Annotated in this window: 1 protein-coding gene and 1 pseudogene; both read left to right on the top strand. The window is 74.6% G+C overall.

What is annotated here, in order from left to right:
* Positions 1-527 (top strand): annotated as a pseudogene (locus G3I65_RS30945) (serine/threonine protein kinase); the annotation flags it as partial.
* Between the two features lie 13 nt (positions 528-540).
* Positions 541-1,376 (top strand): serine/threonine-protein kinase (locus tag G3I65_RS30940; RefSeq protein ID WP_160699238.1); only part of this gene is annotated, 836 nt, incomplete at its 3' end.

The raw sequence follows: 1,376 nt of genomic DNA, 5'->3' as shown, positions 1-1,376 counted from the left end.
TCCCGCCCGGGCTGGCCGCGACCCGCGCGGTGCCGGTGCCGCCGCACGGCCAGGACCCGTACGCGGACGACCCGTACGACGACTACGACGACGAGCCGGCCCCGCCGCCCCCGCCGCGGCCCCGCCCGCAGCAGCGGCCCGAAGACGACGACGAGAAGCCCGGCGCGTGGAAGCGCCCGGCGATCATCGGCGGCGTCGTGGTCGTGGGCCTGGTCGCCCTCGTCGTCTGGCTGCTGAGCCCGAACAACCCGGAGGCGCCGGCCGCGCCGGTGTCGAGCAGCAAGCCGACGCCCGCCGCGACGTCGGAGTCGCTGCCGTCGACGACGGAGGTGCCGACCAGCACGGTCGACCTGACGTCGAGCACGGAGGAACCGACGACGTCGTCGAAGCGGACGACCTCGCGGTCCACCGAGCCGAAGACGACTCCGAAGACGACGGCTTCCGAGACGCCGCCGGACACGACGACACCGACGACTCCTCCGACGACCACGACGCCTCCGACCACCACCACCCCAGCCGGCGGATGACCGAGGATCCGACTTGAGTTCTGAAGGCACCATCGTCGGCGGCCGGTTCCGGCTGGACCAGCCGATCGGCCGTGGCCGCGCGGGCATCGTGTGGCTGGCGTTCGACACGCGGCTGTTCCGCACCGTCGCGATGAAGCGGATGTACCTGCCGGTCGGCGGCGGTGACCGCGCCGAGCAGGCGCGCGCGGCCGCAATGCAGGAGGGCAAGGACGCGGCCCGGATCGAGCACCCGTGCGCGATCAAGGTGTTCGACGTGCTGCCGGAGGGCCAGGACGTCTGGCTCGTGATGGAGTACATCCCCTCGCGCAGCATGGCGACGTTCCTCGCCGAGCACGGCAGGCTCACCGCGGACCAGGCGGCGGCGCTGGGCATCCAGCTCGGGAACGCGCTGGCCGCGATCCACGCGGCCGGGTTCGTCCACCGCACGCTCGAGCCGGGCACGGTGCTGCTGGCCGACGACGGCGGCGTGAAGCTCACCGACATCGGCATCAGCGGCGGCGGGCCGCACGCGGCGTACGTGGCGCCGGAGGTCGCGCGGGGACTGCCGCCGACGCCGGCCGCGGACGTCTTCTCCCTCGGCGCGACGCTGTACACCGCGGTCGAGGGCGTGCCGCCGTTCGGCGACGACGGCCAGTCGTCCGAGCGCCCGCCGCAGAACGCGGGCGTGCTCACCGAGGCGCTGCGCAAGATGCTGCGCTCGGACCCGACCACGCGCCCGACGATGGCGGACACCGTCCGCTCGCTGAAGGCGATCACCGAGGGCCGCGAGACGGCGTTCATCCCGCCGACCGCGCCCGGGCTGCCGCCGCCCCCGCAGCCGCCGGCACCGCCGTTCAACCCCGGGCTGGC

Origin of the sequence: Amycolatopsis sp. SID8362 (assembly GCF_010550475.1) — a bacterium.
Taxonomy (GTDB): domain Bacteria; phylum Actinomycetota; class Actinomycetes; order Mycobacteriales; family Pseudonocardiaceae; genus Amycolatopsis; species Amycolatopsis eburnea.
The sequence above is the reverse complement of the archived record's forward strand: the minus strand, read 5'-3'. Positions and strand labels throughout refer to the sequence as shown.